The organism is Sphingobacterium sp. UBA5996, from assembly GCF_002429765.1.
Taxonomy (GTDB): domain Bacteria; phylum Bacteroidota; class Bacteroidia; order Sphingobacteriales; family Sphingobacteriaceae; genus Sphingobacterium.
The window spans coordinates 279,090-304,913 of sequence record NZ_DJAS01000012.1 but is presented as its reverse complement, the minus strand read 5'-3'; the positions used below and the strand labels follow the sequence as shown (position 1 = coordinate 304,913).

Sequence of the window (25,824 nt, the reverse complement as noted above, 5' to 3'; positions counted from 1 at the left end):
CTGTCTTTTGTTTTTATTCCCAGTCAATAATCAAAGGATATCTGATAAAAATCGAGTAACTTTGGCTCAGGAAAATTTTAAGATATGATTGAAAATAGTTTAGATACGTTAGAGCCGAAAGCAATTTGGAGGAATTTCGCTGCTCTAAATGGGGTGCCAAGACCTTCAAAAAAAGAAGCACGCGTGATTGCTTTTATGGTAGACTTTGGAAAATCACTGGGGTTAGCGACAAGCGTAGATGAGATTGGAAATGTGCTTATTAAAAAGCCCGCTACTGTGGGAATGGAAGATCGTAAAACGATTGTACTGCAGTCGCATTTAGATATGGTGCACCAAAAAAACAACGATACTATTTTTGACTTCGATACCGAAGGTATAAAGATGTATGTGGATGGTGATTGGGTAAGAGCAGAAGGCACCACTTTAGGTGCGGATAATGGTCTTGGCGTCGCGACAATCATGTCAATTTTGGAGTCATCTGCCATTGTGCACCCAGCTATTGAAGCCTTATTTACCGTTGATGAAGAGACCGGAATGACTGGAGCGTTAGGATTAAAAGGTGGCGTGCTCTCGGGCGAAATCCTGTTGAATCTGGATACCGAGAATGACACCGAGATTGATATTGGCTGTGCAGGAGGGATTGATGTAACAGCAACACAGTCGTATAGCGCAGAACCTTGTCCTTTCGACATGTTATCATTCGAACTTACGGTGAAAGGACTGCATGGAGGACACTCCGGAATGGATATTCATAAAGGTTTCGCGAATGCAAATAAGGTGATGAACCGCTTGCTATATAAAGCTTATCAACAGTATGGGCTTCGTATTGCGTCGCTGTTGGGCGGAAGCCTGCGCAATGCCATTCCCAGAGAAAGCGTTGCCAAGGTGGTTGTCGTTAAGGATAAGGCAAGTAGCTTTGTTCAGAATCTGACTCAATTGGCGCAGGATATTAAATTGGAATTTGCCACAACGGAACCGGCTATGGAAATAGTGGTGAGGCAGACTGATGCTGCTTACGCAACCGTAGTTCCGGTAGAGGTCCAGGAAAATCTAATCAACAGTGTTTATGCGGCCCTGAATGGAGTATACCGTGTGAGTGCCGATTTTGAAGACCTGGTAGAAACCTCCAATAATATTGCTAAAGTTGAAGTCGGTGTCGAAAAGGTTTCCATCAAATGTTTAACGAGATCTTCGGTCAAAACATCTAAATTTGATTTAGCCCAATCTTTGCAGGCTGCATTCGAACTAGGTGGTTTTAAGGTGGATTTTTCGGGTGATTACCCCGGATGGGCCCCTAATCCGAATTCTGAAATTTTGGAAGTTCTAAAATCCATTTACACGGTACAACACGGTGAAGCGCCAGAAGTCGTGGCTTGTCACGCTGGACTCGAGTGCGGTATTTTGGGCACAAACTACCCTGGAATGGATATGATTTCTTTTGGCCCTACAATCTTAGGCGCACATTCGCCAGCAGAACGCGTCTCCATTTCTTCCGTGCAGAAGTTTTGGAGGTTTATTCTCGAAATTCTTAAAGAGATTCCTGAAAAACAAATTTAAATAACAGCATCTTTAGTCCTCGACAGATAGTCGATATAATACGGCAGTAGATCATGAAAAAAGAAAGGTATGGTGATAAACCATACCTTTCTGCTTTATACTAATTTATCTTTTTTATAGAAAAAATGAAAAAATATCCTTACTTTGAAACTGAAAAAACGATTTACTAGACCAAAATAATATGTAAACTCTCCATTCGAGAGAATCCTAATTATGATATAATGACTATAATCCTCATTGTAATCAGCATTTGTTTGCTCATCGTCTGCATCACTTATTTTAAGATCAATGCCTTTCTCGCTTTTTTGATTGTTTCGTTATTCAGTGGATTTTGTTTGGGTATTTCACCCGCAAAGCTAGTGGGCACTGTCGAAAAGGGAATAGCCGGAGTGATGGGTAGCCTGACTTTAATTCTTGTCCTGGGGGCTATGCTAGGGAAAATTATCGCTGAGAGTGGTGCTGCTGAGATTATTGCAGAAAAAATGGTACGACTGATGGGGGCACGGCACCTCCAGTGGGGACTGATGTTGACAGGCTTTGTTGTTGGAATACCGCTATTTTATGGGATTGGATTTGTCCTGTTAGTCCCCCTGATATTTTCGATTTCTTACCGGTATAAATTGCCTGCAGTATATATTGGGTTGCCGATGCTGGCAGCCTTGTCGGTCACCCATGGATTTATTCCCCCACATCCTTCACCAGTGGCTCTCGTAGCCTTGTTTCATGCAGATATGGGATTGACGCTTATTTATGGCCTCTTAATTGCTATACCGGCAATCGTTTTGGGCGGACCTGTATTTGGGAGAAGTCTGAAAAACATACGACCAATTCGAGAATCAATTTTCCGCGAAAAAGATCGCTCAAATACTGCAGAATACCTCCGTCCGACTGTAGGCGTAAGTTTGACTGTCGCTTTGCTGCCGGTATTACTTATTGTTCTATTTACATTGCTTCCTTATTGCTATCACATAAGCGACGAGACATTGGGGCAGGCATTAAAGTTTTTCGGTAACCCTACCGTTGTTATGTTGATCGCTATCGGTGTGGCCACTTATTTATTAGGATTAAAACTGAGGCGATCAATGGCCAGTGTGATGACAGTCTATGAGTCTGCCGTGAAAGATGTTGCCATGATTTTATTGATTATTGCGGGATCTGGAATCTTTAAACAGGTGATGGAGGACAGTGGGGTAAGCCTGTTGTTGGCAAACACATTGCAGCAACTTCCTATTTCGCCATTACTGCTGGCCTGGCTCATTACGGCCGTCATCCGGGGCTGTGTTGGATCAGCTACTGTTGCGGCATTAACGGCCGCAGGTGTTTTACTGCCTATTGTTACTGCAGGAAAAGCGGATCCGAATCTTATGGTATTGGCTATAGGAGCCGGAAGTCTGATGTTTTCACATGTCAATGATGCTGGCTTCTGGTTATTTAAAGAATACTTTGGCCTAAGCCTCAAAGATACGCTATACTCGTGGTCGGTGATGGAGGCGATTGTTTCCATCGTTGGGCTTTTAGCCCTTTTACTAGTACAATTAATTTTATATTAGCTATTATTTTAAATTTTAAAATCGTTAAAGATGTATAACGCAGATGAACAATTCGAAAAATTAGGTTTGACTTTACCTCCGGCGCCTGCACCAAAAGGCGTTTATAAACCATATGTTATCAATGGTAAATACCTGTATCTTTCTGGTCATGGTCCGGTGCAAGATGACGCCACGTTGATTATCGGTCGAATTGGAAGTGACATCAGTCCAGAGGAGGGCAAACTTGCCGCAAGACAAGTTGGTCTAACAATGTTGTCGACCATAAAAACTAACCTGGGATCATTGAACAAAATTAAACGGGTTATCAAAGTATTAGGTATGGTCAATTGCACCTCCGATTTTCTCTATCATCCCGGGGTCATTAATGGCTGTAGTGAACTATTTGCTGCAGTTTGGGGAGAAGAGAATGGTATTGGAACACGTAGTGCTGTTGGTTTTGGCTCGTTGCCCGATAATATTCCAGTCGAAATAGAAGCCTTATTTGAATTATACTAACCCGCTTCATATGGAAACTTGGTGTCATATAGATAATCTTGATCGGGTCGATTCGCCAGCTTTGCTTGTTTACCCCGACCGTATTGTAAAGAACATCGAAAGCGCTTTACATAGGGTGCATGGGCAGGCTGACCGGTTGCGGCCGCATATTAAAACAAACAAGTGCCGGGAGGTATGCCAGCTTATGGTAGATAAAGGGATTACGAAATTTAAGTGTGCAACAATTGCAGAAGCAGAGCTGTTAGGTGCGATCGGAGCCAAAGATGTTTTGCTGGCGTACCAGCCTGTAGGACCTAAAATCGATCGTTTTCTCAATTTAATAGCAGCGTTCCCCGATACTCATTTTGCCTGTCTTGTGGATCATGTCGATGCTGCGCAGGATATTTCAAAGCGGAGTCTTTCGAAAGAATTATGCAGCGATGTTTATCTAGACGTCAATGTGGGCATGGGACGAACTGGCGTTTCGTTAGAGAGAATTGAACGGCTGGTTATGGATATCCATCTCTTGGAAGGAATTCAGCTTATCGGCGTGCATGGTTATGATGGTCATATTCATGATAAAGACTATAAGTCTCGCCAAAAACAAAGTGAACGTTCTTATAGCATACTCGAAACCGCCTACCTTATGGCACAGGTGTCTACTTCGAAACCTTTAGCTAAAGTTATTGGTGGTTCACCAAGTTTCCCTTTTCACGCCGAGCGCACCGACGTAGAATGCAGTCCCGGAACGTTTGTGTTTTGGGATTTTGGCTATGCCGAAAATTATGTCGAGCAGGATTTTATATTCGCAGCAGTGCTTTTGACGCGTGTAGTTTCGATTGTTGATCACAATCACCTCTGTCTGGACTTGGGGTATAAATCAGTTGCATGTGAGTTGCCGCAACCCCGTGTCAAATTTTTCGATCCCCGTGTTGGACAAATAAAGATGCAAAGTGAAGAGCACTTGGTGGTCGAAGTTGCAAAAGCTTCCGAATTTAGCATTGGCGATGCCCTTTATGCCGTACCACGGCATATCTGTCCTACGGTAGCTTGTTATGGCGACCTGCAAGTGGTTCACAAGGGGCAGGCAGATCAGGTTTGGACTGTTTACGCGCGAGATAAAAAGATAAATTATTGATATGTATGAATTTGAAATGCCATTCTTGGTAGACGCTCATTTAGATTTAAGCATGAATGCCATGGAGTGGAACCGGGATCTTAGACTTCCGATTACCGAACTTAATCGTCGGGAAGGAGGGATGAAAGACAAGCCAGATCGTGGTAGGGCAACAGTTACTTTTGATGAATTGCGTCGTGGTCATATTGGTTTGGTCGTTGCGACTCAAATTGCCCGTTTCGTGACACCTGAAAGTTCCTTGCCCGGTTGGTATTCCGCAGAACAGGCTTGGGCGCAGACCCAGGGGCAGCTCGCGTGGTATAGGGCAATGGAAGCTGACGGTCAGCTAAAAATGATTCGTACAAAGGCCGATTTGGACCAACATATAGCCCTGTGGTCGGATGGTATTGATCATATGCATAAGCCGATTGGTTACCTGTTGAGTCTAGAAGGTGCAGATTCCATAGTGGATATCAGTAATCTGGAAACGGCATATAACTATGGTTTGCGAGCTATTGGGCCAGCACATTATGGTCCAGGTCGGTATGCTAATGGGACAGATGCATCTGGCAAGCTTAATGAGCAAGGCATCATGCTGTTACGCGAGATGGAGCGTCTAGGGATGATATTGGATGCGACCCACCTGAATGATGATGCTTTTTGGGACGCTGTCGAACGTTATCATGGCGCGATCTGGGCCAGCCATAATAATTGCCGCAAATTTGTGGACCACAATAGGCAGTTTAGTGATGAAATGATTAGAGCCCTCGTTGAGAAGCAAGCCGTCATTGGTGTGGCGCTAGATGCCTGGATGATGGTGCCTAACTGGATCCGAGGTATATCGGACCCTAAAACAAGCAATTGCTCCTTGGAAATCGTGGCCAACAATATTGACCATATTTGTCAATTGGCGGGAAATGTGAACCACGTGGGGGTGGGAAGTGATCTTGATGGAGCCTTTGGCCGGGAGCAATGCCCTTATGATCTAGAGACGATTGCCGATATCCAGAAAGTCTTTAGTATTCTCGGAAAACGAGGATATGGGAAAACCGATCTTGAAAAAATCGCCAGTAAGAATTGGCTTAATTTTATGCGAATTGTGCTGCCACAGTCTTAAAGAAAGCGGTGTGGCAGCATTGGGCGCTGATGAAATCAATGACTATGTCAGGTATTTAAGATGTTTTAAGTTTTTAATTACGCCTTTACGAGCGACATCACTTAGAAGACCTTATTGTTGCTGGACGCGTTGTTGTGTTTAGTAGAAAAATCAACTTCTTCCAATACTAATGAACAGATGAATCCAGTATTACGTGTGCAATTGTCCCTGATGATGTTTTTGACCTATTTTGTCAAAGGGGCTTGGTTTGTAACTTTGGGAACATACCTTATTAATTCGCTCAATGCTTCCGGTATGGAGGTAGCAAATATTTTTGCGACGCAGTCGCTTGGAGCCGTATTTGCTCCTTTCTTTGTCGGTTTTGTCTCTGACAGATACTTTAATGCCGAACGCGTACTTTCGGTTTTACACCTGATTGGAGCGGTGCTGCTCTATGGAATGTCACAGGCACCAGATGCGACGCATTTTTATCCCTATGTATTTATTTACTTTATGGCATATATGTCGTCGCTGTCTTTATCTAATGGAATAGCATTCCGTCATATTGAAGATGCGAAGAAAGATTTTCCGGGATTGCGTTTTTGGGGAACGATTGGTTGGATCTGTTCGGGGCTTGTGATCAGCTATTTGTTTCGCTGGGACGCACCCGAATCGATAGCGGAAGGCGCCCTTCACAATACTTTTATTATGGGGGCGATTTGTTCACTGCTATTGGCAGTCTTTAGTCTTGCATTACCAAAGACGCCGCCACAAGCCAACATTAAGGGGGAAAAATTTGATTTTGGAAAGGCGATTGGTTTAGATGCGCTAAAGCTTTTAAAGCAGCGGAGTTTTCTAATTTTTTTTGTAACAGCCATTGTCATCTGTATTCCGATTTCGTTTTATTACCAAAATGCTAATCCTTTTTTGGTAAATGTTGGCATCCCAAATCCGACTGCAAAGATGGCCATGGGGCAATTTTCTGAGGCAATTTGTCTGTTGTTGATCCCATTTTTCTTTAGAAGACTTGGGTATAAAAATATGATTCTATTAGGAATCTCCGCCTGGGCGCTCCGATACTTGTTTTTTGCATTCGGTGACGGTCAAGAAAGAGCATTCTTACTTGTATTCGGTATTTTATTGCATGGAATCTGCTATGATTTTATGTTTGTTGTCGGCCAGATCTATACAGATAGAATTGCTGGTGAAAAATATAAGGCTTCTGCACAGGGACTTATCACCATTGCAATGTATGGTGTAGGGATGTTGATCGGTTTTTGGGTTGCTGGTGCTGTATCGGATTATCTCAAAGCGGCCTATTCGTCGCAATTTTGGGAATACCTTTGGTTTATTCCTGCCGGTATTTCTGGGTTTTGTCTTGTGTTATTTGCCGTTTTTTTTAAAGAAGATAAAGCAATAGTGGATCGGGTAGTCAGCTAAAGGATGCGTTCTGCCCGATCAAGACCAGACTAGTCCGCATCCTTTAGCTAAATTCAGGGATATTTAAACTATTCGACAATACTTTCCAGTAACTGTTTTTCATGGAGTTCAAAATATTCACCTCTTTTCTCCATCAGTTCAGTGTGCGTACCTTGTTCAACAATTTCGCCTTGATCCATCACAAGAATATGATCTGCATTCTTGATCGTTGAGATGCGGTGCGCGATAAAAATACAAGTCTTGCCTTTCATAATGCGGCTGAGTGAACGGAGAATTGTTTCCTCCGTTTTTGTGTCCACGGCTGAAAGACAGTCGTCAAATATCAATACTTTGGGTTCTTTAATCAGGGCGCGAGCGATAGACACCCGTTGTTTTTGTCCACCAGAGAGGGTGATACCACGTTCGCCAACAGCAGTTTCAAAACCATCTTCAAAGGCGATAATATTGTCGTATACAGCAGCATCCTTAGCGGCCTGCTCCACTTGTTCCTGTGTAAATTGATCCAGGCCAAAGCCTATGTTATTGGCAATGGTATCCGAAAATAAGAAAACATCTTGTGGGACAAATCCAATTTGTTGGCGCAAGCTTTTGAAATCAAAAGCTTTGATCTCCAGATTGTCGTAATTTATTTTTCCCTTATCGGTGTCATACATCCGGAGAAGTAAGTTGGCTAGGGTTGATTTTCCGGACCCTGTTTTTCCTATAATAGCGAGTGTTTTCCCGATCGGAATTTGAAAGGATATATTTTTAATGGCTTGAATGCCTGTTTCCGGATAAGTAAAGGAAATCTCCTCAACCCGGATTGCACCAGCTAATTCTTTGGTGCCTTTTCCATTTACAATTGGAGATTCCGTCTGAAGAAATTCATTGATGCGTTTTTGCGAGGCTGCGGCACGCTGCACCAGTGAAGTTACCCAAGCCAAGGACATCGCAGGGAAAGTTAATTGATTGACATAGATAATAAACTCCGCTATATTTCCAGCCGTTACAGTGCCTTTGGCAACTTCAATCCCACCAATGTAGATGGTAATTACCGTACTGAGCCCAATAAGCAAAAGAATAAGCGGAAAGAAAACAGCCTGCACTTTGACGAGGTCGAGAGCCGTATTACGATAGATGGTACTTTCCTTCTCAAATTCCTGCATTTTATTTTGTTCTCTGGTATAGGTCTTGATGACGCGGATACCGGCAAATGTTTCCTGCACGAAAGAAGAAAGGTTGGCCAATTGTTTCTGTATTTTTAAGCTACGCTTATTAATAATTTTGTTGACAAACAGAATAATGACCGACAATACTGGTATTGGAGCCAATGCATAGGTTGCCAACCGGCCATTTACGCTGTACATTGCATAAATAACCATGATAGAAAGGACAACAGTGTTAATCGCATACATGATTGCAGGTCCCAGGTAGTTACGTACCTGATTGACATCTTCGGTGGCACGGCTCATCAGATCCCCTGTATTATTCTTTCTAAAGAAACCAAAGTTTAAATCCTGATAGTGGTTATAGATCTCATTTTTGAGATCGTATTCAATATAACGTGACGTTAAGATGATCGTTTGCCGCATAAAGAATAAGAAAATACCCCGTAAAAGCGAAAGAAGGAGCACGACGAAACCAAAAAACAGGAGACTGGTGCCAAATACTTGGTAGATGAGTTCCTGTCTGTCGAAACCATCAAATAGACGGTACAGATAGATGTTTTCCTGTACCAAATCAAATGCTTCGCGGATTACCTTTGCGGGCAATACCCCGAAATAGTTGGAGATGATAACAAAAATAACCCCTGGAATCAGTTTCCAGCGATATTTATAAAAGTACTTATTTAAGTAGGCGAGATCCTTCATATTATGGATACAAAAGTAGAACTAATTCGTCAAAATGTTTTACGATTTAAGTGAATTTACTGTCATTCGGAAATCAAATGTTAAGTCTTGGATAAAAAAAGTTGTTAGGCACAACGAATAATTTTCCTACTTTTGCATCAAGTACCTTAAAAAATTAAAACAAATTAGAGTAGTACATTTTATGTCAACATCTCAAAATTCTATTTTTGAATTGATGAGCCAGTCTGGTCATCAAAACTTATTTTTCTGTAATGATGAATTAGTGGGCTTAAAAGCTATCGTTGCGATCCATGATACCACATTGGGACCTGCGATAGGAGGGGTTCGTATGTTACCATACGAAAGTACAGAAGAAGCTATTGAGGATGCTTTACGTTTATCCAAGGCCATTACCTATAAGTCTGCCATCACCGGATTGAATCTCGGTGGGGGAAGTGCTGTGATAATCGGTAATAGCCGTTTGGACAAATCTGAGGTTTTATTGCGCCGTTTGGGCCAGTTTATTGAAGGATTGAATGGTAATTTCATTGCTTCTTTGGACGTAGGCACTACCCAACGCGATCTAGAACATATTTATACGGAGACCGACCACGTGGCTGGTTTGCCAAAAGCAATTCATGGTAGTGGTGTTGGCGATCCTTCGATCTTTGCTGCACAAGGTGTTTATTTTGGGATCAAAGCTTGTTTGAAAGAACTCTATGGGTCGGAGAGTGTAGCGGGCAAAAAGGTCATAGTCCATGGCGTAGGTGGAGTCGGTGAGCGTTTGATTGCGATGTTGCGTGAAGAGAATGCACGCGTGTATGTCAGTGATATTACAGAGGAGAAAATGTTGAAAGTAGCGGCCAAGTACAAAGCCGAGCCAATTCCCTACGGTGAAGTATTTGATCACGATTTTGATGTATATGCTCCTTGTGCATTGGGCGGTACAGTAAATCCAGAATCAGCGCAAAAAATGCAATGTAAAATTATTGCTGGTTCGGCAAATAATCAATTGAAAGATGAATTGATCACCAGTTCAATTCTGCATGAAAGAGGTATATTATATGCTCCGGACTATTTGATTAACGCAGGGGCATTAATTGGCTGTTATTCAGAAATTCAAAACTATGGTGTAGACCACACTGAATTTGTGATTAAAAATATTTATAATGCGACAAGAGACGTATTGAAAAAATCAAAAGAAGAAAATATCGCAACTTTTGAAGCGGCCAATCGCATCGCGGAGAAGCGTATCCAAGATATTAAAAAAATCAAGCGATAGTCTTCATTCCCAAAATCGTTCTTACTTATTATTTTATAAAAAAATCGTTCTTTAAATTACTATGTTAAACAGGAGACACCTGAGGGTAAAAGTAGTGCAAACGCTTTATGCGTATAGTCTTTCGGAAGACAAAGACATCAAAACATTTGAAAAAGCACTATTAAAAAATGTGGATGAGGTCTATGAGATGTATATGTGGACACTGAATCTATTAGATGAAGTGTCAGATTACGTCTTAATAGATGCAGAGGGTAGGGCCAATAAATTCTTACCAACTGAAAAAGACTTGTCTTTAACGACCAAGTTAAGTACAAACACTTTTATTGAGTCATTGAGACAAAATCCACAATATGGAGAAGGTGTCAAAAAGTATAAGATTTCCTGGAATTTTGACCCGGAGATCGTGCGTACCGTGTTTTTGCAATTAAAGGATTCTGAGGCTTATTTAGAATACTTACAACAAGAAGATCGCTCGATTGGTACGGAAAAAGATATTATCAAACATATCTTTAAAAAAATCATCTTGAAATCGCCGGTTATTGAGCAGGTTTTTGAAGAAAAATTCATCAACTGGCAGGTGGATAAAGAAGTATTGCAAGCACTTATTGCGAAGACATTTAAGAATTTCAGTTCGGAAGATCCGCGTAGAAATAAACTTGCAGAAATTACACAAAATTGGAATGACGATAGCGATTATATCATTGCATTATTGGGTAAAACGATTCGCAATACAAATGAGTATCAAAAGCTTATCTCTGATAAAACAAAGAATTGGGAGTCAGATCGGATTGCTTTGATGGATACCTTATTGATGCGTATGGCGATATGCGAATTGATTAATTTTCCATCAATTCCCGTGAAAGTAACAATAAATGAGTATATTGAAATTTCTAAGGTATTCAGTACATTGAAAAGTAATACATTTATTAATGGTATCTTAGATAAAATATTGAACGATCTGAACCAGCAGGGAAGAATCCAAAAGGCAGGTCGTGGTTTAAGAGATTAACATCAATTCTGATAAATAATTTATACGAATGAAAAACTTTGGCAAATATTCGGTTTTGGCTTTGCTAGCAATGTTTTTCTTTTCTTGTGGAAATGCAAACAAGGGAAAAGAAGAAGGAGCGAGGATAGCAACTGACACCGCCGCAGCAGATAGCCTTTCTAAAGCTGCAGCACAATTGGGGAAAGTAGAATTTGAAGAATCTGCATTTGATTTCGGTCAGGTAAAGGAAGGTGCGCAGGTAAAACATACCTTTGTGCTTAAAAATACAGGCGATGCACCTGTTATTATCTCGAAAGTGACAGCTTCATGTGGATGTACGCAGCCTGAATTTTCAAAAAGCCCTATTTTGCCGGGGGGAACATCTGAGATCCATGTAACTTTCAACAGTGAAGGACAAGTTGGCAAACAACAGAAGATCATTACGATTCAATCGAATGCTTCAAACGGTTTGACAACCGTGCAGCTAAAAGGCGAAGTATTAGCAAAATAACACATTATTAAACGATATAATTACAAATGAACACAGTATTATTACAAGCAGCGGGTGGCAATTTGATGAGTTTTCTACCAATGGTTTTGATTATCGTGGTATTTTATTTCTTCATGATCAGACCGCAAATGAAGAAGCAAAAAGATCACAAAAAATATATTGAAGAACTTGGTGTAAACTCTAAAGTAGTAACGACAGCTGGTATTCACGGCCGTATTGTAGAAGTATCAGATACTACATTCTTGGTTGATGTAGGTTCGGGCGTTAGAATTCGTTTTGACAAATCAGCAATCGCGTTAGATGCTTCTAAAGCTGCTAACAACACAGAGAAGAGCGCTTCATAATAAGCTTTTTCGAGAGAGAAATGAAGGCCAGTTTTCTTAGAAAACTGGCTTTTTTTTTTTGGTTTATCAACGGAATGTCCATGGACAATGCTGGTGTAAATGACATTTTTAACACAGCAAGGTGTTAGATTACCCTTCAATACGTTGAATTTGAAAAACCGTCATCCAATGCATTCCGTATGCCGACATAGACATGGTAATCCTCTTTTTTCGATTTAACCGGTCAAAATGAATTGAGCAGGGTCCTTCGCTAGCATACGCGATAGATATGCTTAAATGGGATTGGTTAAACAGATTCAATAATATCATGTTGATTTTACATATGCTATCATTATATTGATGTTCTGCAACCCGGTTCAGGTTAATTACATCATTATTCTTACTGATTCGGCAGTTGGATGACGGTGCTAACGAACCAGAAAATAGCAGCATTTTTTCTAGATTAACAAACGGCTTTCCATTTGCATTTATATCGATTGTCTCCTTAAAAATATAGCGTTGTGCCAATTTTAAAGGGTATACACGGCTTCCTTTTTCGGCTAAAAACTAGTATCCAAATTCGAGACGACGTTTGATATGGCTCACCAGCTACTTTCTATTTTTTTCCTGTTCAAAAGTTCCGCCACACATGTTGGTGATATGCACTTTTTTTCGGGCCGTGAACCACATTTTGGCCATTCAACATATAGGCATTTATCGATCCAAATTTTAACGTATTAGATCCATTCGGACCGTTTTGCGAAATTACCATAGTGATTCCTCCTTTTTTGTTTATAATTTTTATGATCGAATAAAACCAATTTAATACTATCTTGTAACCTGCTTATGCAGTAACACCATTATTATAGGGGATAACAAGGGTATAGTAGGGGCTTGACCCTTGTATATCCTCCACAGCTTACATCATGCCGCCAATTGAGTTTGAAAAAAAAGATGCTATAAGTAATATTAAACGGTTTGAGGATCGGCATGACAACACTACGGTGGCAGTATATTACATACGGAAGAGGGTATTTAACATTCAAAAGTGGCAATAAATTGGTATTGCACTGTTCAATCTATTTTATTTATTCAATATCAAGAATATCCCCTGGTTTGCAGTCCAATACTTTGCAGATAGCTTCTAAGGTTTCAAACCTGATACCTTTGGCTTTTCCTGTTTTTAAAATGGATAGATTGACGATACTTAAGCCGACTTTTTCTGATAGTTCTGTTAAAGACATTTTGCGCTTAGCCAGCATAACATCTAAATTAATTATAATGGGCATGTTATTTAAATAAAGGACTCATTTTCCCTGCTCAATACATCACCAGCTCTAAAAGCGGCGCCAAAAGCCAACAAAACTAATCCAATAATTGTCTCTGTATCGAAAAAATGTGTCCCGTTCTGCAGTATATAGTCTGAATTGTTTAAACCTAAATTTGTAATACACTGGATAAAAAGCTCTTGTGTGACCCATCTAATAATAGGTAAAAGTATTAGACAGACTGAGCTAAAGATGATTAATGAAGCATTCTCAGCTGTGAAAAATATATTATTGCTAAAAGATTTAAAAATTTTCTGAACGAAGAAAATTAAAAAACCTATTATAAGCCAGTAACTTAATTGCGCGATCTGATAAAGAATAGATGGGAATGAAAACAATTCTTTATAGGATTGAAATCTCACCTGCACGAAGGCCTTCAATGGAACCGGATGGATTATCAATTTGTCGTTGAACCAATGATTCAATGGGTTAGAAATTTCATTTTGATCGTTTGCATATATATCTGTGTTTTTTGGAATAATATTAACATTGTAAATCCCATAAGCTTTGACACCAGTACCTAGAGAAGGTATGCCCGATTTAAATAAATTAGATCCCAAAAAAAGAATGTAGAATACCATTACCATGCGAGAAAGATAGTAGAGATATCTAGCTGTTTTATACCTTAAAAATTTCATAATTGATTTTGTTTGATTAAAAACAAAGCTAATTAAATTTAAAACAAAACATATATTTTTTAATGTTTTATTTTAAATTATTATTGTTTTATAATATTTATAGCGTATGTGATGATTTGGATCAGACGGTTCATCGCATGAGTCTATTATGGATTAGATCAACCTCTCTATGAATGTTAACAAGTTTTGCCTATAAGGTGAATGTTCATACCCGCATGCACTCGATATCTTTAATCATTTATTTCTTATCTCTACTTATATGACTAGATTGAGTATGTCTTTTTATTGGAGGTTTACATAGATTTTTTATACGGTAAGTGATCGCCCGTTCAAGAGGTGATTTTCTATAGCTGTTTTATACAAATTGAGAGCTAAGTTTTTATCCGTCTATGGGCTGATTTCTACGCAAATTGATTAAGTTTGTATCATGGCGAATACAGTTCGAATAAATAAGATCCAACGGCGTAAGATAAATATCTTCATACGTTGTGTTGGAATTTCGTTGTTAGCTTGGCTATTATTTTCGATCTCCAACCAATATACTGTATCCGTCAAGGCGGCGATTGAATACGTTAATCTGCCCGAGAAGCGGGCGTTCCACCCGCAGCAGTCTGATACTGTAAAAGTTAAGTTGGAAATGACGGGATGGCAATTTTTATTTTCAAAAGCTGCTTTGGAAACACCTAAAGTTCAGGTCGACCTAAGCTCATTAAAAACCAAAGATTGGATCGTTTTTTCTAATCAGCTGGGATTTATTAATCGGCAATTTCCACATGAACAGCGGGTCGTCTCTGTCAGTCCCGATACCTTGTTTTTTGATTTTTCGAAACAGACACAACGTAAAGTGCCTGTAAATCCCCTTGCTAATATTGCATTTAAACGGGGATACGGATTTATCGCTGAAACCAAAGTTACACCAGCTTATGTGACCATCACCGGGCCTTATGAGGATGTTTCGGCAATTGAATACTGGGAAACCGATACCGTCCGCGGGAAAGACGTGGAGACAGATGTACGAACTGTTGCAAATCTGGCGAGAAACCAAAAAGGGAATATCAATGTTTATCCAACGTCTGTTGAGGTGCTGATGCCAGTAGGTGAATTGACCGAGAAAGTAATCGAATTACCTGTTAAGGTGGAAAATGGACAACGGTATAGTTCGGTCAGGCTTAGTCCAAGTAAAGTTGTTGTCACGGTATTGATGTCCGTAAAAGATTACAATAAGTATACTTCGCGCGATTTTGAGGCGGTGGTAGACCTTTCAGATTGGGAGAAGAATCAGGTACAGTACTTACCCATTTTATTGACCAAAGTTCCTGAATATTGTCAGATAATAAGCATTGTGCCCCAAAATGTAGACTTTTTTGTACGTAAATAACGATATTTTCATGAAGATTGGAATAACAGGCGGAATTGGATCAGGTAAAACATTTATCTGCAAGCTATTTAAAGCCATGGCAGTACCTGTTTATAACGCGGATGAGGAAGCTAAAAAACTGATGAATACCGATATTCGGATTAAAGAACGCTTAATCGCGGAATTTGGAGCGGAGACTTATCCGGACGGGAAGTTGGATCGGGCTTTCTTAGCCCAACGGATATTTTCGGACAGAACGAAGCTCGAACTTGTGAACGGAATTATACACCCTATCGTTATTCAGGAGGCGAAGGAATGGGCAGAACAACAAAAATCCCGTTATACACTTAAGGAGGCCGCCTTACTCTTTGAAAGCGGCTCTTATAAGGATCTTGATTATACTATTCTGGTTACCGCGCCTTTATCCGTACGTGTTCAACGTGTAATGGAGCGCGATAAGGTTACGGAAGGACAGGTCATGGAGCGAATTAATAAGCAACTCTCTGACGAAGAAAAGTTAAAATTGGCCGACTTCGTCATCGTTAATGATGGCACCACACCATTATTGCCACAAGTGTGGAATCTACATCAAAAATTTTTAAAATAATAGTATGTCTATAATATTGCCTGACTTCTTTGTCAGAAAGCCAGAAGGTTATTACTGCCGTTACGGTGATTTTTTTATCGATGCCAGCAATCCAGTTATGCATAATGTCGTATCTCATGCCCATGGCGATCATGCGAGCTCAGGGCACGACTATGTGTATGCTACCCATGCGACAACTTTGTTTATGAGCCACCGTTATAAGCAAAATCGGAAAGACTCCTATCAGGTAAAATTATATAACAGCCCTTTTAAACTCGGTGCCGTCGAGATTACGTTAATACCGGCAGGACATATCCTCGGGTCGGCACAGATTCTAATGGAATATATGGGCGTGCGATATTTGTATACAGGCGATTATAAATTACAGCCCGATGATACCTGTGAACCCATCGAAATGCATCATGCTGATGTATTGATTACCGAAAGTACCTTTGCAAATCCAGCTGTTATCCATCCTGACCCGGCCGAGGAAATCAAAAAATTGGATGGTCACGCCAGCAATATCTTATTGGGTACTTATGTACTGGGGAAGGCGCAGCGAGTTACTGATTTGATCAATAGATACTGTCCGGATAGAAAAGTACTTGTGCATAGTGGAATATTACCGTACCACAGACTGTATGACGCATATGGACTGAAGAAATTAAACTACGAGCCTTATAACAGGAAGGAAATGAAACAGGGCGAACAGAATAAAGTTTATCTGGTTCCCCCAATGACATTTAATAGTTACTTCAGAGCGACCAAAGTATTGCGGGCGTTCGCTTCGGGCTGGAAGCGCCTGCAGGTACAGAATGATATCGAACTCTATATTTCCGATCACGTGGACTGGAACGACATTCTCCAGTATATCAAAATGGTTGATCCTCGGGAAGTATGGACACTCCACGGTGATGGAACGGTTCTGAGAAGTTATTTCAATGATAAAATGATCGTCCGCGACGTCTTTCTGGCAAAAGCATAAGTCTGTCAGTGTCGAAGATCTTCTGCAGGGTACACCCATGCCAAGAAAGTGGAGCAACTTATATCTTGGCGTCACTATAACAGCGCCATACAACTGATTTCGATCCATCATTTGAAAACTTCGCTGTATCACCAGCGAAGTTTCTATTTCATATTAACAATCTTGTCAACAACATAGACAGTATTTCCGCGCCAAGGAAGCACTCCATGATATTCTTTGTAACGTAGATCGAAATATTTGCCACTGTTTAGCTCCAATTGTTGAAAAACTGAATCGTCTTCAATAGAAAATTCAAATTGATTGCTGGCTATTCCTCCAGTTTTGATGCTTCCAAATCCTTCTTGGATGAGCTTGCCCTCATATGTCTTAAAAATATTACCCTTCCTTACAGCATAATTAAGATAACCCGACTTGACACCCTCACCGAATACATAATAATATTTCCAGTAGGCATATGAGCCACCCCCGACGAGGATAAAGAGGATCAGGATGAGCAAAAATTTTTTTAATCCGGATTTCTTCTTTTGTTGTTCAGGTAAATTTTCCATTATGTATTTGAATTAAAATGGTTTGAAACAGTTTGTAAAACAATTAGAAATGTATTCTTTCGATACCCTATTGTGTAATTTCATCTAAAGATAAATAATGAACGGCATAAATGCTAGTGGTTTTTATTTAAAGTCAATGAAAAAGGTATTTTGGTGGATGCTAATTCTATTAGTTATTTTCTCCTTGGTGTGTGCTGTTATGCTAATTTTTGTAAATTTGTCTAATGGACTCAGCACGGGTATATCGCAAGATTATTCATTTGGATATGGACGCATTCTATGCATCTGTAGATCAGCGCGACTTCCCCGAATATCGGGGGAAGGCAATCGCTGTCGGCGGATCACCAGATGGGAGAGGGGTGGTTGCGACAGCAAGCTATGAAGCAAGAAAATTTGGTGTCAAATCTGCTATGAGCTCAAGAAAGGCTCTTCAACTGTGCCCTCATATTATCTTCACTTATCCCCGTTTTGATGTTTATCGCCAGGTTTCGTATCAGATCAGGGAGATTTTTCTACGGTATACGGACTTAATTGAACCACTTTCCCTGGATGAAGCATATTTAGATGTTACAGTGGATAAACAGGGAATCGGTTCGGCAATCGATATTGCAAAGGCGATTAAAGGAGCTATAAAGGACGAACTGAACTTAACGGTGTCCGCTGGTGTGTCTGTCAATAAATTTGTAGCGAAAATTGCTTCAGATATGGATAAACCCAATGGTTTGACATTTATTGGTCCTTCTAAAATTGTCAAGTTTATGGAGTCATTGCCCGTAGATAAATTTTTTGGCGTAGGGAAAGTCACTGCAAAGAAAATGCACGAACTGGGGCTGTTTAATGGGCTCGATTTAAAAAAACAGCGTGAAGATGATCTGGTCCGTTGGTTTGGAAAGACAGGTCATTTTTTTTACCGTATTGTCAGAGGTATCGATGACCGTCCAGTTGTTCCTAATCGCAGCAGTAAATCGATTGGTATTGAGGATACTTTTGAGGTGGATGTAGAAGCATTTGAAGAATTAAACAGCATTTTGCATCGACTCTGTAAACAGTTGTGGTTACGTATTGGGAAAAAGGAAGTTTCTGGACGAACGTTAACCTTGAAAGTTAAGTATGCGGATTTTGTGCAGCTGACACGTAGCACAACCATAGAAAGTAGTTTCGACTCCGAAGACAAAATTTACGCCACAGCGCATCGTTTGCTAAACAAGGTTGAGCTGCTAAACAAGGTGCGTCTATTGGGGGTTTCAATATCCAACTTTGTAGAAGAAACTGATTTTCCAAAGGAAGGTATACAGCTAAACCTTTTTGACCATCATCCTTAGTCAATAATCCGCACTATTGTTCGACTTTTGATAAGCTAAAGAATAAACAGCATGTGAATTAAGCTTGTTACAGGCAAAATCATCGTTATTTGTCACAATTCTTTATCTTAGCCCAAATAATAATAAACATATCCAAAAAGTAATGAATACGGTATCAAGAGTACTCTTAGGTGCGTCTATCGTTTTTTTTGTGCACGAGACTGGTGTTGCGCAGAAGAAATTGGATTTTGCGCAGTCCTGGGGGCAAAAGCAATCTTTGACGGTCCGCACCAATCAGTATCCTGGCTGGGCAGACGGAACAGCTTACCTGGAGAATGATGTAAACGATGGTCGTTTGTATCAGGTCGACGTTAAATCAGGCAACAGAAGTATTTATACAATTCCTGCTAAAGAAGGAACGGTTGTCTACATCGATAACAACGATATCTTCCTAAAAAGCAGTGATGGAGCCGTAAAGAAGCTTACCAATTCGCCTGACATTGCCGAACAAAACCCCACGTTGTCACCAGATGGTAAATATGTGGCTTTCACGCGCAAAAGTAATTTATACAGCGTGGATGTGGTGTCCGGAGAAGAGATGCAATATACACATGATGGTACTGACGTCATTTACAATGGTTGGTCATCTTGGGTGTATTACGAGGAGATTCTTGGGCGTCCGACAAAGTACAAAGCTTTTTGGTGGTCTCCAGATAGTCGTAAGATAGCATTTATGCGGTTCGATGATACAAAGGTTCCGATGTTTCCTATTTATTCGTCGAAAGGTCAGCATGGTTATCTCGAGGAAACAAGATACCCTAAAGCGGGTGACCCGAATCCAGAAGTCAAAGTCGGTATAGTTCATCTTGCTGGGGGCAAAGTTACATGGGCTGATTTTAACGAAAAAGACGATCAGTATTTCGGTCAGCCTTATTGGGCCTTTGATAGTAAAAATCTAATGGTACAGTGGATGAACCGGGATCAGAACAATTTAAAGTTTTATCAGGTCGATCCGAACTCTGGTTTAAAAAAAGAAATCTATGATGAGCGTCAGTCTTCATGGATCAATTTGGATCACGATGAGCGTATAACTTATCTTGCTGATAATAAATATTATATCTTAAAATCGGACAAGTCAGGTTGGGCCCACTATTACCTCTATAAATTGGACGGTACTTTGGTAAATCCCATTACCTCTGGTGAATGGCAGGTGACCGAATTGAAGCGGATCGATGAAAAAAACAAGGTGATCTATTTTACTGCACGTAAAGAAAACTCAGCGCGGTTTGATCTTTACCGTGTGGATTATTCGGGTAAAAATCTCAAACGTCTGACTTTTGGTGAGTACTCACACGATGTTAATGTATCGCCCAATGGCCAGTATTTTATTACTAAATATTCTAATGTAAGTACACCAGATAGATTTGCACTGTTGGATAATCGGGGTAAGGTCGTTAGGCAATTGGCGGATAGCAAAGCAGCAGATTTTGCTTCCTATACGTACGGTAAAACCGAATATTTACATATTAAATCGGATGACGGATTGTTCAATCTTCCCCTGACAATAACTTATCCGACAGATTTTGATCAATCGAAAGTTTATCCGGTTGTTTTCAGTATCTACGGTGGACCGGATGCTGGGACAGTAAAAGATACCTGGAAAGGGACAAACAACCAGTATTGGGCTAATGAAGGAGTTATTCAAGTCTCCGCAGATCACCGTGCTTCGGGGCATTTTGGCAAAAAAGGTGTTGCCTATATGCACCGTAATCTTGGTCACTGGGAGATTATTGATTATTCAACCATCGTTAAATGGTTGAAATCACAACCATGGGTTGCTAAAAACAAGGTGCTTATCACAGGCCATAGCTATGGTGGATACATGACCTGTTTAGCGATGACAAAAGCCGCTGATGTATTTGATTTCGGTATTGCAGGTGCGCCTGTAACGTCATGGGATCTCTATGATAGTCATTACACAGAACGATGGATGGATACACCGCAGGACAACCCGGATGGATATAAGGCCGGATCTGTATTGACTTATGCTAATCATTATAAAGGTGTGTTGCGTATTATGCATGGCGATATGGACGACAATGTACATCTTCAGAATACAATCCAGCTCGTCGATAAATTGACTGATCGAAATGTTCCTTTCGAATTGATGATTTATCCTGGAAGCCGGCATGGATTTGACCGATCGAAAAGCAAATATGATTTTAACGAACGTGCGCGTTTTTACTATCAATATTTACTGGAAAAGCCGCTTCCAAAAGAGTTTAAATAAGCCTAACTAAGGTGAAAATATAGCTTCCCCTGTCACTTCGATAGGGGATTTTTATTTTACGGAGTATTTTCATTTATTCACGCTGCCAAATATTCTCCATCGGGCTCTTCTTTATGTTAAATATGAGAAAAAAAGTGATTTTTCTGTGTGTGTAAATTGTTGAAAATTAAAAAATATGGCATCTTTGTAGAAGTTTATTCAAAGATAAAATGATTCAATTCCTAAAGGAAAGTACTTTTGCCGTTAATGAGGTTTTTAATAAGTCATTGGAGTTGCTGAAAAAGCATTATTTTTCGGTTGCTGGGCTTTGTTTTCTGTTATTTGTGACTTCTGGACTCTCCAATTATCTCGCAACATCGATTAGTGATTTCAATGTAGTGTTGAGTGGTTTTATGGCGTTTTTTTTCATGGTAATGTATTTCGGATTGAATATGACTTTGTTTAAGTATATTTTGAGTCTGATAGATGGGAATGATGATAAGAAACTGATTCAATGTATCCCAAGTTCAAAGGAACTCGTTTACTTTTTCGGAGCTATGCTCAGTATCATGGTGCTTTCAATAATGCTCTTACTACTATTGGGGGCAGTTTCTTTACCCTTTCTTTATTTGTTTGAAAACGGTGAAAATCGTGTAGAGCTGATGAGCAATTTTACGATGTTTGTCGTTTTTGTGGCAGCCATATTGACCTTTCTCCTGATTATAAGAGTGGCATTTTATCCATTCTTCATTATTGATAAACACGCGGGTACTTTCAAATCTTTGCGTTTTAGTTTTGCACTGACAAAGGGTAACGTGTTTAAACTGTTGTTGATTTTGGCTGTGTTTGCTTTCTTTCAGTTGCTACAGATGTATTTTAATTTTTTAGAATATTACATAATTTTTATTATTTTGAACCTCGTGAGTTCTTTTTTGGTTGTACCTTTAGCTTGCATTGTCGTTTCGGTAGCTTATCGTTCAATGATGGCAGATTATCATGGTGGAGAGGATCCAAAGATTTTAAAAAATATATTTTAATTAATAGCAAAGGTTTTGAGTAAAAAAGGAATTGCCATTTTAGGGGCAACGGGAAGTATAGGCACACAAGCCTTGGATGTTATAAGAGCCTTTCCTAATCAATTTGAAGCAGTCGTTTTGACATGTGGTAGCAACGCATCATTGTTAATTCAGCAGGCTTTGGAGTTTAAGCCCAAAGCAGTTGTTGTAACGGATTCCCTTCAATATAGTTATGTTCAGGACGCCCTAAAAGGGCATAATATCGCTGTTCTTTTAGGTGAATTGGGGTTGGTTGAAGTGGTTCAATATGAAGATGTTGATGTTGTCTTGAATGCGATTGTTGGGTCTGCCGGATTAAAGCCTACTGTGAAAGCGATTCAATCCAAAAAGGATATCGCTTTGGCTAACAAGGAAACACTGGTTGTCGCTGGCGAGCTGATTATGGCTTTGGTGCATGAATATGGCGTTCGAATGCTGCCTGTGGATTCAGAGCATTCGGCAATTTTTCAGTGTTTGACCGGAGAGGAGCATAATCCGATAGAGAAAATCTACATTACCGCTTCTGGCGGGCCTTTTAGAGGTAAAAGTAGAGCAGAGCTTCAATGTGTTACCAAGGCTCAAGCATTGAAGCATCCCAATTGGTCTATGGGAGCCAAAATCACGATTGATTCCGCTTCTTTGATGAATAAAGGCTTAGAAGTCATTGAAGCAAAATGGCTTTTCAATCTGTCGATAGATCAAGTTGATGTCATTGTACATCCTCAATCCATTGTGCATTCCCTGGTTCAGTTTCAAGACGGTTCTATGAAAGCGCAAATGGGGGTACCTGATATGAAATTGCCGATCCAATATGCGTTGACATATCCAGGACGTTTCGAAAATAATTTTGAGCGTTTTAATTTCATGGACTATCCAACGCTCAGTTTCGAAAAAGCAGATATGGAAACCTTCAGAAATCTGGCTCTTGCTTATGAAAGTTTGCGGGCCGGTGGCAATAGAAGCTGCGTATTGAATGCCGCCAATGAAGTCGTTGTAGATGCGTTCTTGAAAGATCGAGTTGGTTTTCTGGAGATGAGTGATGTTATTGAACAGACATTGGATCAAGTACAATTTATTGCTACACCGACGTTGGATGATTATCTGGAAACCGATCGTGTAGCAAGATTAATAACAAAGGAAATAATCAAAGATTAAATTTAAAAAGCATACATGGGTGTTTTAATTATGGTCGGACAAGTGATTCTAGGCTTGTCAATTTTAATTGTTCTACATGAGTTAGGACATTTTTTAGCAGCGCGTGCATTTGGTATCAAGGTAGAAAAGTTTTATTTGTTCTTTGATGCTTGGGGAGTGAAATTGTTTAAATTCAATTATAAAGGATGTGAATATGGTATTGGCTGGTTACCATTAGGCGGTTATGTCAAAATTGCTGGGATGATCGATGAGTCGATGGATACAGAGCAATTGAAGGGTGAACCACAGCCTTGGGAATTTCGATCAAAACCAGCTTGGCAACGTTTGATTGTTATGTTGGGCGGTATTATTGTCAATATTGTGGTCGGTGTTGTTGTTTTTTGGATGCTGACTTTTAAAATGGGCAATACGGATATCAAAATGAACCAGCTTGTAAACGGTATTGTGCCGGGCTCTATTGGTGAATCTATTGGTTTGAAAGCCGGTGATAAGGTGGTCGCAATTGATGGTCACCGCGTAGAGAACTACTCGGAACTGATCAGTTCCAAAGTCTTGATGGGCGGAGTTACACTCGCCGTCGAACGTGGTGGTGTGACTGAAGATGTCAAAGTTCCAGCCGATTTATTAAATACACTTTCTGACAAAAAAGGAGAGAAGTTTATTGAACCACGTGTTAGAACAACAAGTGTTGCTGAAGTTGCTCCGGGATCGGTGGCTAGTAAAATGGGGTTTGTGAAAGGCGACAGCATTATCGCTGTAAATGGTACGCAGGTTCCCTTCTTTGACCAATTTAAGACACAAATAAAAGCGAATATAAATAAAACTGTTGCTATTAAAGTACTGCGTAATGGAGAGGAAGTTTCACTGCAAGGAAATGTTCCTGCTGATGCTATGCTGGGAATAGGCATTAACCGTGATTATTCCATCAAGTCTTTTACAACACAATATACTTTGACAGAGGCATTCCCAATTGGTGCAAAGAAGGCTTTTACAGTGATTACCGATAATGCCAAAGGATTTGGCAAAATTTTCAAAGGTGAAGTGCGTGCTGATAAAGCCTTATCGGGTCCCATTGGTATCGCAACTTTGTTTGGTACGGAGGTGGATTGGATCCGTTTTTGGTCTTTAGTAGGTATGTTATCGATGGCATTGGCATTTATGAACCTATTGCCTATTCCAGCGCTGGATGGTGGGCACGTATTATTCTTATTGATTGAAATGATACAAGGTAAGCCATTGAGCGAAAAATTCCTGGAAAAAGCGCAGATGGTTGGTTTCTTTATTCTTTTGGCTTTAATGGTCTTTATATTCGGAAACGATATTTTTAAGCTCTTTAAATAACTCAATCGATCGCCAGCCGATGCTGACGGCATGTATTTCATAAAGTAAAGGGGGCTAAATTCAAAGCCCCCTTTACTTTATGATATCGGTACGCTTACAGGAAAAGGCTTCGCGTTGTATAATTATCCGCTAACTGCATTAGCCCCTCATATGTTTTCATTGAATGTATTACAGCCTTTAGGATGAAGAATTTTACAACAATAAATTCTCTATTTATATTGCATTTGAAAAACAATTTTTCTAAGTTTGGTCATGGATGGAAGAAATAGAGCAGATGTAAAGCCTGGTATGTTGGTGAATATCATCTTAAAAAAAGATCAACGTACTGGAAATCTTACAGAGGGGATTGTGAAGGACTTGTTGACCTCATCCTCTTATCATTCGAGAGGAATTAAAGTGAGATTGACGGACGGCCAAATAGGAAGAGTGGCCGAAATTATTGAATATGACTTTTAGCAGGTGTTCTACTGATCTTCCGCTCTTTTTTATTTAATCTTTCCTCATACTATTTATACGGAAAGATCTGCTACCTATGGTGTTCTTTTTGAATAAATCACATGTAAAGATTGTTGAATTACTAATAGTAGATATTTTGACATAAAACTGCATAATGACATTATTATTACTAAATTTTTCTGTATTTTTTATTTTATTACATATTTATATAATATTGTTTTTATAATTACTAAATGACGGTTTTTTCAAATGGATATCAAAAGTAAATGTACGATTGTCTATGCTGATGATGCATTGATTCATCATATACTGATGCGCGCAATGACTCAATCTCATTTATTGAATTTGGTTTATTGTGCTTCTAATGGGATGGACTTAATTGACTACCTCCATGACAACGGACATGAACTTCCTCAGATATGTATACTGGATCTACATATGCCCGTGCTAAACGGAATAGAAACGGCAAAAATAATGAAAGAAAAGTTTCCCTCCGTCAGAATATTCGGTCTGACATCGAGCAGTGATGAAAATGAACGGATGAAAATGCGGGACGCTGGGGCAGAAGAGATTTTTTCAAAGGAGCAGATGCCTTTATTAATGAAACAACTTGCTTCTTGAATATAAAAAGCTACAAA

Annotated in this window: 24 protein-coding genes; 20 read left to right on the top strand and 4 right to left on the bottom strand. The window is 39.9% G+C overall.

The window, feature by feature from the left end:
• Positions 1–84 precede the first annotated feature (84 nt).
• The 6 genes from B3E00_RS10080 (at position 85) to B3E00_RS10055 (ending at position 7,234) form a co-directional block, all read left to right on the top strand.
• A complete protein-coding gene (locus tag B3E00_RS10080) occupies positions 85–1,557 on the top strand; it encodes an aminoacyl-histidine dipeptidase (protein WP_293938343.1) in 1,473 nt (490 codons plus the stop codon).
• Positions 1,558–1,778: 221 nt separating this feature from the next.
• The gene (locus B3E00_RS10075) at positions 1,779–3,107 is read left to right on the top strand and encodes a GntP family permease (RefSeq protein WP_293938342.1); all 1,329 of its coding nucleotides are present in this window, start codon (positions 1,779–1,781) and stop codon (positions 3,105–3,107) included.
• Between the two features lie 30 nt (positions 3,108–3,137).
• The gene (locus tag B3E00_RS10070) at positions 3,138–3,602 is read left to right on the top strand and encodes a RidA family protein (protein ID WP_293938341.1); all 465 of its coding nucleotides are present in this window, start codon (positions 3,138–3,140) and stop codon (positions 3,600–3,602) included.
• 10 nt (positions 3,603–3,612) lie between these two features.
• Entirely contained in the window at positions 3,613–4,719 is a 1,107-nt protein-coding gene (locus B3E00_RS10065; RefSeq protein ID WP_293938340.1) for a D-TA family PLP-dependent enzyme, read from the top strand.
• Position 4,720: 1 nt separating this feature from the next.
• Entirely contained in the window at positions 4,721–5,815 is a 1,095-nt protein-coding gene (locus tag B3E00_RS10060) for a dipeptidase (protein ID WP_293938339.1), read from the top strand.
• Positions 5,816–5,992: 177 nt separating this feature from the next.
• Positions 5,993–7,234 carry an MFS transporter gene (locus B3E00_RS10055; RefSeq protein ID WP_293938338.1) on the top strand — a complete coding sequence of 414 codons (1,242 nt, stop codon included), beginning with the start codon at positions 5,993–5,995 and terminating at the stop codon, positions 7,232–7,234.
• A 68-nt stretch (positions 7,235–7,302) separates the two neighbouring features.
• Here the strand turns inward: B3E00_RS10055 and B3E00_RS10050 are convergent, their stop codons facing one another.
• A complete protein-coding gene (locus B3E00_RS10050; protein ID WP_293879359.1) occupies positions 7,303–9,084 on the bottom strand; it encodes an ABC transporter ATP-binding protein in 1,782 nt (593 codons plus the stop codon).
• A gap of 181 nt (positions 9,085–9,265) precedes the next feature.
• On the opposite strand from B3E00_RS10050, the gene B3E00_RS10045 reads away from it, so the two are divergent.
• The 4 genes from B3E00_RS10045 to yajC all read left to right on the top strand — a co-directional run bounded on the left by B3E00_RS10045 (position 9,266) and on the right by yajC (position 12,188).
• Positions 9,266–10,345 carry a Glu/Leu/Phe/Val family dehydrogenase gene (locus B3E00_RS10045; protein WP_293938337.1) on the top strand — a complete coding sequence of 360 codons (1,080 nt, stop codon included), beginning with the start codon at positions 9,266–9,268 and terminating at the stop codon, positions 10,343–10,345.
• A gap of 61 nt (positions 10,346–10,406) precedes the next feature.
• The gene (gene nusB, locus B3E00_RS10040; protein WP_293879357.1) at positions 10,407–11,354 is read left to right on the top strand and encodes a transcription antitermination factor NusB; all 948 of its coding nucleotides are present in this window, start codon (positions 10,407–10,409) and stop codon (positions 11,352–11,354) included.
• A gap of 28 nt (positions 11,355–11,382) precedes the next feature.
• On the top strand, positions 11,383–11,844 hold the full coding sequence (locus B3E00_RS10035; RefSeq protein ID WP_293879355.1) for a DUF1573 domain-containing protein: 462 nt from the start codon (positions 11,383–11,385) through the stop codon (positions 11,842–11,844).
• A 26-nt stretch (positions 11,845–11,870) separates the two neighbouring features.
• Entirely contained in the window at positions 11,871–12,188 is a 318-nt protein-coding gene (yajC, locus tag B3E00_RS10030) for a preprotein translocase subunit YajC (protein ID WP_209574516.1), read from the top strand.
• Positions 12,189–13,255: 1,067 nt separating this feature from the next.
• On the opposite strand, the gene B3E00_RS10025 is transcribed toward yajC, so the two are convergent.
• Positions 13,256–13,456, bottom strand: a complete 201-nt coding sequence (locus B3E00_RS10025; protein WP_293938336.1) for a helix-turn-helix domain-containing protein — start codon at positions 13,454–13,456, stop codon at positions 13,256–13,258.
• A 5-nt stretch (positions 13,457–13,461) separates the two neighbouring features.
• Complete coding sequence (locus tag B3E00_RS10020) at positions 13,462–14,133, bottom strand: hypothetical protein (protein ID WP_293938335.1); 672 nt, start codon at positions 14,131–14,133, stop codon at positions 13,462–13,464.
• Positions 14,134–14,560: 427 nt separating this feature from the next.
• On the opposite strand from B3E00_RS10020, the gene B3E00_RS10015 reads away from it, so the two are divergent.
• Genes B3E00_RS10015 through B3E00_RS10005 form a run of 3 tightly spaced genes read left to right on the top strand, consistent with a single transcriptional unit; the run spans position 14,561 to position 17,061 of the window.
• A complete protein-coding gene (locus B3E00_RS10015; protein WP_293879352.1) occupies positions 14,561–15,511 on the top strand; it encodes a CdaR family protein in 951 nt (316 codons plus the stop codon).
• 10 nt (positions 15,512–15,521) lie between these two features.
• Positions 15,522–16,097 carry a dephospho-CoA kinase gene (gene coaE / locus B3E00_RS10010; protein WP_293879350.1) on the top strand — a complete coding sequence of 192 codons (576 nt, stop codon included), beginning with the start codon at positions 15,522–15,524 and terminating at the stop codon, positions 16,095–16,097.
• A 4-nt stretch (positions 16,098–16,101) separates the two neighbouring features.
• Positions 16,102–17,061, top strand: coding sequence for an exonuclease (locus B3E00_RS10005; RefSeq protein WP_293938334.1), 960 nt, complete (start codon positions 16,102–16,104; stop codon positions 17,059–17,061).
• A 143-nt stretch (positions 17,062–17,204) separates the two neighbouring features.
• Here B3E00_RS10005 and B3E00_RS10000 read toward each other — a convergent pair whose 3' ends face one another.
• Positions 17,205–17,609 (bottom strand): hypothetical protein, encoded by a 405-nt coding sequence (locus B3E00_RS10000; protein ID WP_209574508.1) that lies wholly within the window; start codon positions 17,607–17,609, stop codon positions 17,205–17,207.
• Positions 17,610–17,833: 224 nt separating this feature from the next.
• On the opposite strand from B3E00_RS10000, the gene dinB reads away from it, so the two are divergent.
• The 7 genes from dinB to B3E00_RS09965 all read left to right on the top strand — a co-directional run bounded on the left by dinB (position 17,834) and on the right by B3E00_RS09965 (position 25,807).
• Positions 17,834–18,931 carry a DNA polymerase IV gene (gene dinB, locus B3E00_RS09995; protein ID WP_293879346.1) on the top strand — a complete coding sequence of 366 codons (1,098 nt, stop codon included), beginning with the start codon at positions 17,834–17,836 and terminating at the stop codon, positions 18,929–18,931.
• Between the two features lie 142 nt (positions 18,932–19,073).
• Complete coding sequence (locus tag B3E00_RS09990; protein WP_293938333.1) at positions 19,074–21,200, top strand: S9 family peptidase; 2,127 nt, start codon at positions 19,074–19,076, stop codon at positions 21,198–21,200.
• 209 nt (positions 21,201–21,409) lie between these two features.
• Positions 21,410–22,216, top strand: a complete 807-nt coding sequence (locus tag B3E00_RS09985) for a beta-carotene 15,15'-monooxygenase (RefSeq protein ID WP_293938332.1) — start codon at positions 21,410–21,412, stop codon at positions 22,214–22,216.
• 15 nt (positions 22,217–22,231) lie between these two features.
• Positions 22,232–23,389, top strand: a complete 1,158-nt coding sequence (locus B3E00_RS09980; RefSeq protein ID WP_293879341.1) for a 1-deoxy-D-xylulose-5-phosphate reductoisomerase — start codon at positions 22,232–22,234, stop codon at positions 23,387–23,389.
• A 15-nt stretch (positions 23,390–23,404) separates the two neighbouring features.
• Positions 23,405–24,730, top strand: a complete 1,326-nt coding sequence (rseP, locus tag B3E00_RS09975; RefSeq protein WP_293879339.1) for an RIP metalloprotease RseP — start codon at positions 23,405–23,407, stop codon at positions 24,728–24,730.
• A gap of 252 nt (positions 24,731–24,982) precedes the next feature.
• Complete coding sequence (locus tag B3E00_RS09970) at positions 24,983–25,186, top strand: YwbE family protein (RefSeq protein WP_293938331.1); 204 nt, start codon at positions 24,983–24,985, stop codon at positions 25,184–25,186.
• Between the two features lie 249 nt (positions 25,187–25,435).
• Positions 25,436–25,807 (top strand): response regulator, encoded by a 372-nt coding sequence (locus B3E00_RS09965; RefSeq protein ID WP_209574494.1) that lies wholly within the window; start codon positions 25,436–25,438, stop codon positions 25,805–25,807.
• Positions 25,808–25,824: the final 17 nt, after the last annotated feature.